The 5785-nt window shown below is 69.9% G+C and carries 4 protein-coding genes and 1 pseudogene; all 5 read left to right on the plus strand.

Annotation, left to right across the window (positions count from 1 at the left end):
* Positions 1 to 943, plus strand: a 943-nt coding sequence (locus PV363_RS15110) for an IMP dehydrogenase (RefSeq protein ID WP_301022752.1), incomplete at its 5' end; no start/stop codon positions are given.
* A 41-nt stretch (positions 944 to 984) separates the two neighbouring features.
* Positions 985 to 2088, plus strand: a complete 1104-nt coding sequence (locus PV363_RS15115) for a GuaB3 family IMP dehydrogenase-related protein (protein ID WP_220342001.1) — start codon at positions 985 to 987, stop codon at positions 2086 to 2088.
* 88 nt (positions 2089 to 2176) lie between these two features.
* Positions 2177 to 3793 (plus strand): succinic semialdehyde dehydrogenase, encoded by a 1617-nt coding sequence (locus tag PV363_RS15120; RefSeq protein WP_301022753.1) that lies wholly within the window; start codon positions 2177 to 2179, stop codon positions 3791 to 3793.
* A 100-nt stretch (positions 3794 to 3893) separates the two neighbouring features.
* Positions 3894 to 5597 (plus strand): GMC family oxidoreductase, encoded by a 1704-nt coding sequence (locus PV363_RS15125; protein WP_301022754.1) that lies wholly within the window; start codon positions 3894 to 3896, stop codon positions 5595 to 5597.
* 26 nt (positions 5598 to 5623) lie between these two features.
* Positions 5624 to 5785: pseudogene (locus PV363_RS15130) on the plus strand (GMP synthase (glutamine-hydrolyzing)); the annotation flags it as partial.

Consider the following 5785-nt stretch of genomic DNA (forward strand, 5'->3'; position numbering starts at 1 on the left):
GAAGCTCCCCATCGTCGACGGGCATGGCCGGCTCACCGGTCTGATCACCGTCAAAGACTTCGTCAAGACCGATCAGCACCCGCTCGCCACCAAGGACGCCGACGGCCGCCTGCTCGTCGGTGCGGCCGTGGGTACCGGTGGCGATCAGTGGACCCGAGCGATGGCCTTGGCCGACGCCGGTGTCGACGTGATCATCGTGGACACCGCCCATGCCCATAATCGCCAGGTGCTGGAGATGGTCAGCAAGCTCAAGGCCGAGATCGGTTCCCGCGTGCAGATCGTCGGCGGCAACGTCGCCACCCGCGCCGCGGCCCAGGCGCTCGTCGACGCCGGCGTCGACGCCGTCAAGGTCGGTGTCGGACCCGGCTCCATCTGCACGACACGTGTCGTGGCCGGCGTCGGCGTGCCACAGGTGACCGCCATCTACGAGGCGTCCCGCGCCACCAAGCCGGCGGGAGTGCCGTTGATCGGTGACGGTGGCCTCCAGTACTCCGGCGACATCGCCAAGGCTCTCGTGGCCGGTGCGGACACGGTGATGGTGGGCTCGCTCCTGGCCGGTACGGAGGAGAGCCCCGGCTCGCTCATCTTCGTCAACGGCAAGCAGTACAAGAGCTACCGCGGCATGGGGTCGCTGGGCGCGATGTCGTCGCGGGGCAAGAAGTCCTACTCCAAGGACCGCTACTTCCAGGCCGACGTCACCTCCGACGACCAGCTCGTCCCCGAGGGCATCGAGGGCCAGGTGGCCTACCGCGGCCAGCTCGGCGCTGTCGTACGCCAGCTCGTCGGCGGGCTCCACCAGTCGATGTTCTACGTCGGTGCCCACACCGTCCCGGAGCTGCAGGACCGCGGGCAGTTCGTCCGGATCACGTCGGCGGGTCTCAAGGAGAGTCACCCCCACGACATCCAGATGACCGTCGAGGCCCCGAACTACGCCAGGCTGTGACGCAGTCCTCGGTGTCCGCCCCGCCTCACTAGAATGCGGGGATGGACATCGAGATCGGCGCCGCCAAGCGCGGCCGCAGGGCATACGCGTTCGACGACATCGCGATCGTCCCGAGTCGCCGGACTCGTGATCCCGAGGAGGTCTCGACGGCCTGGCAGATCGACGCCTACCGGTTCGAGATCCCCGTGGTCGCCGCGCCGATGGACTCGGTGATGTCGCCGGAGACGGCGATCATGCTCGGCAAGCTCGGTGGTCTGGGCGTCATCGACCTCGAGGGGCTCTGGACTCGCTACGACGACCCGCTGCCGCTGCTCGAGGAGGTCTCCCACCTCGAGTCGCGTGAGGCGACGGTCCGGCTCCAGCGCATCTACCAGGAGCCGATCAAGGCCGAGCTGATCCACGAGCGGCTGAAGCAGATCCGCGATGCCGGCGTGACCGTCGCCGGTGCGCTCTCGCCCCAGCGGACCAAGCAGTTCGCGCAGACGGTCGTCGACTCGGGCGTCGACCTGTTCGTCATCCGGGGGACCACGGTGTCGGCCGAGCACGTCTCGGGGCAGACCGAGCCGCTCAACCTCAAGGAGTTCATCTACGAGCTCGACGTGCCGGTCGTCGTCGGCGGCTGCGCCACGCACCAGGCCGCCCTCCACCTGATGCGCACCGGCGCCGCGGGGGTCCTGGTCGGCTTCGGCGGGGGAGCGACGCACACCACCCGCCAGGTGCTCGGAGTCGCCGTGCCGATGGCGAGCGCGCTCGCCGACGTCGCCGCGGCACGACGTGACTACCTCGACGAGTCGGGCGGCCGCTACGTGCACGTCATCGCCGACGGCTCGGTCGGCCACAGCGGCGACCTTGCGAAGGCGATCGCCTGCGGAGCGGACGCGGTCATGGTGGGCTCGCCGTTCGCGCGTGCGGCCGAGGCGCCCGGACGCGGGTTCCACTGGGGCGCCGAGGCGTGGCACCCCGACCTGCCGCGCGGCCAGCGCATCAACCTCGGCACCGTCGGCTCGTTCGAGTCGGTGCTCTTCGGGCCGTCCACCGCGCCGGACGGCACGATGAACCTCGTCGGCGCGCTCCGCCGGGCGATGGCGACGACCGGCTACACCGAGCTCAAGGAGTTCCAGCGGGTCGAGGTCGTCGTCCAGTAGCGCCGACGCCCGGCGTTCGTGACACTGCCGGTGGCGGACTCGTTACCGGGGGGTAGCACTGGTGTGGTGCCCCCTCTACAGTGACCGCATGTCACGACGCGACCCCAGCGCTCCGGAGCACGGGCGCCTCCCCGCCGACCCCGAGCACGACGCGACAGCCGCGTTCGCCGTCGACCCGGCCCTCGTCCGTCGTCTGACCGCAGGGCTGCGCGCCACGTCGGGCGAGGCGGAGACGACGTACGCGCCCTTCACCGGGCAGCCGATCGCTACGCTCCCCGTCTCGGACACCGGTGACGTCGAGGACGCGTTCGCGGCTGCCCGGGCGGCGCAGGACCCGTGGTCGCGGACCGACCTGTCCCACCGGTCGGCGCTGCTCCTCGACCTCCATGACGCGGTTCTCGACCACGCCGACGACCTCATGGACCTCGTGCAGTGGGAGTCGGGGAAGGCGCGCAAGCACGCCTTCGACGAGGTCCTGCACGTGGCGCTCACCGCTCGCTACTACGGTCGCACCCTCGCGCGGCACCTCACGACGCGTCGCGTCCCCGGGGTCTACCCGCTCTTCACCCAGACGCGGATCAACCGGGTCCCCAAGGGCGTCGTCGGGATCATCTCTCCCTGGAACTATCCGCTCACGCTGGCGATCTCGGACGGGATCCCTGCCGTCGCGGCAGGCAACGCGGTGGTCCACAAGCCCGACGGCCAGACACCTCTCTCCGCCTTGGCAGCGATCGAGCTGTTCCGCGAGGTCGGCTTCCCCGCGAGCCTGTGGCAGGTCGTCAACGGGCCTGGCCCCGTGATCGGCGGTGCGATCGTCGAGCGGGCGGACCACGTCTGCTTCACCGGTTCGACCGCGACCGGCAGGCGTGTCGCGGCGCAGGCGGCCGAGCGGCTCGTCTCGACCTCGCTCGAGCTGGGTGGCAAGAACCCGATGCTGGTCCTCGCCGATGCCAACCTCGACCGCGCCGCCGAGGGCGCGGTCCGTGCGTGCTTCTCCTCTGCCGGCCAGCTCTGCGTGTCGGTCGAGCGGTTGTTCGTCGCGGACGCGGTCTATGACCGTTTCGTCGCCAAGCTCGTCAAGCGGATCGGCCGCATGACGATGTCGGCGTCGCTGGACTACGACGGAGACATGGGCTCGCTGGTCTCGCAGCGGCAGCTGGACACGGTGTCCGCCCACGTCGCCGACGCCGTGTCCAAGGGAGCCCGCGTCCTCACCGGCGGGAGGCCGCGCCCCGAGGTCGGTCCGTACTTCTACGAGCCCACGCTGCTCGAGGGTGTGAGCCCGGCGATGGACTGCTTCGCCGACGAGACCTTCGGCCCGGTCGTCTCGCTCTACCGCTTCGGCAGCGAGGGTGAGGCCATCGACCGCGCCAACGCCGGGTCTTACGGCCTCAACGCCGCGATCTACACACGTGACGTCGCGCGGGGTCGCGAGCTTGCTCGCCGGATCAAGGCAGGCAGCGTGAACATCAACGAGGGGTTTGCCGCCACCTTCGCCTCGCTGGAGGCGCCGATGGGCGGGATGCGGGAGTCGGGCATCGGCCGTCGGCACGGTGCGGAGGGGATCCTCCGCTACACCGAGACGCAGGCGGTCGCCAACCAGCGGCTGCTGCCCCTCTCGGCTCCCCGGATGGTGAGCGATGCGGCCTTCCAGAAGACGATCACCGCGGCGCTGCGCGTCCTGAAGAAGGCCGGCCGGGCCTGACACCGACCGTCACGCCGCGTCAGAGGGGATACGACATCCGCGATGACATATTCGTTACCCAGGGGTAGCAATAGCGTGAACGCGGTCTTACGCTGACGCTGTGAACGACACCGCACCGCAGCACTACGACGTCCTGGTGATCGGCTCGGGGTTCGGCGGGAGCGTGACCGCACTGCGACTGACCGAGAAGGGCTACCGCGTCGGGGTCCTCGAGGCCGGGGCGCGGTTCCGCGACGAGGACTTCGCGGACAGCTCGTGGAACCTCCGGCGCTACCTCTTCGCGCCCGAGGTCGGCTGCTACGGCATCCAGCGCATCAACCTCCTGAAGGACGTGATGATCATGTCCGGCGCGGGGGTCGGCGGCGGCTCGCTGGTCTACGCCAACACCCTCTACGAGCCGTTCGAGCCCTTCTATCGCGACCCTGCCTGGGGTCACATCACCGACTGGAAGGCGGAGCTCGCGCCCTTCTACGACCAGGCCAAGCGGATGCTCGGTGTGACGACGTACCCGGTCACCTCTCCTGCCGACGAGGTCATGCGGGAGGTCGCCGAGGAGATGGGCGCCGCCGACACGTTCCACCCCACACCGGTCGGCGTCTTCTTCGGGGGCCCCGGTGAGACCGTCGCCGACCCCTATTTCGGTGGTGCAGGCCCTGATCGGGCCGGATGCATCCAGTGCGGCGAGTGCATGACGGGGTGCCGCCACAACGCCAAGAACACGCTGGTCAAGAACTACCTCTATCTCGCCGAGCAGGCCGGCGCGCGCGTCCACGAGCTGACCACCGTGACGGAGGTCCGCCCGCGCCCCGGTGGCGGCTACACGGTCGACACGCGGCGTACGGACCGGCGCCGCAAGGTCGCCCGCCGCTTCACCGCAGACCAGGTCGTGTTCGCCGCCGGCTCGCTGGGCACCCAGAAGCTCCTGCACAGGATGCGCAGCCGAGGCGTCCTCCCGCGGATCTCGTCGAGGCTCGGGGTCCTCACCCGGACCAACTCGGAGTCGCTGCTCGGGGCGATCGCCGGCAGCCGGGACGTGGACTACTCCACCGGCGTCGCGATCACCTCCTCGTTCCACCCCGACGAGGTCACCCACATCGAGCCGGTCCGTTTCGGCAAGGGCTCCAACGCGATGTCGCTGCTCCAGACGGTGCTCACCGACGGTGACGGGGAGAGGCCGCGCTGGCAGGCCTGGCTCAAGGAGCTGTGGGCGCAGAAGCGCAACGTCAGGGAGCTGTACGACTTCAAGCACTGGTCGGAGCGGGTGATCATCCTGCTGGCCATGCAGTCGCTCGACAACTCGATCACGACCTCCATGAAGCGGAGCCGGATCACCGGACGCCTGCGGCTGACCTCGGCCCAGGGGGCCGGCGACCCGAACCCCTCGTGGATCCCGAAGGCCAACGAGGCCGTGCGCCGTACGGCCGACAAGATCGACGGCTGGCCCGGAGGCACGATCGGTGAGCCGTTCAACATCCCGCTCACCGCGCACTTCATCGGGGGCTGCGTGATCGGCGACTCCCCGGCCACCGGGGTGATCGACCCGTACCACCGGCTGTACGGCTACGACGGCCTCCACGTCGTCGACGGCGCCGCGATCTCGGCGAACCTGGGCGTGAACCCGTCGCTGACGATCACGGCCCAGGCCGAGCGGGCGATGGCGTTCTGGCCCAACAGGGACCAGCCGGACCCGCGTCCGGCGACGGGCGAGGCCTACGCGCGCCTCGAGCCCGTGGCGCCGAAGAACCCCGTCGTGCCGGTCGACGCCCCGGCTGCGCTTCGCCTTCCCATCGTCGGCGTCAGCTAGCTGACGGCGCTCGATAGGATCGAGGTGTGACCGAGATTCCTGAGCACGACCTGGTCCTCGTCGTCGACTTCGGCGCCCAGTACGCGCAGCTGATCGCCCGACGCGTGCGGGAGGCGAAGGTCTACTCCGAGATCGTGCCCCACACCATGCCGGTCGAGGACATGCTCGCCAAGAAGCCCAAGGCGATC

Origin of the sequence: Mumia sp. (assembly GCF_028803055.1) — a bacterium.
In the GTDB taxonomy this organism is placed as follows: Bacteria; Actinomycetota; Actinomycetes; order Propionibacteriales; family Nocardioidaceae; genus Mumia.

Excerpts from the sequence above, each read along its gene's own strand:
- PV363_RS15120 (WP_301022753.1), top strand. The coding sequence starts at position 2,177 with ATGTCACGACGCGACCCCAGCGCTCCGGAGCACGGGCGCCTCCCCGCC.
- PV363_RS15115 (WP_220342001.1), top strand. The coding sequence starts at position 985 with ATGGACATCGAGATCGGCGCCGCCAAGCGCGGCCGCAGGGCATACGCG.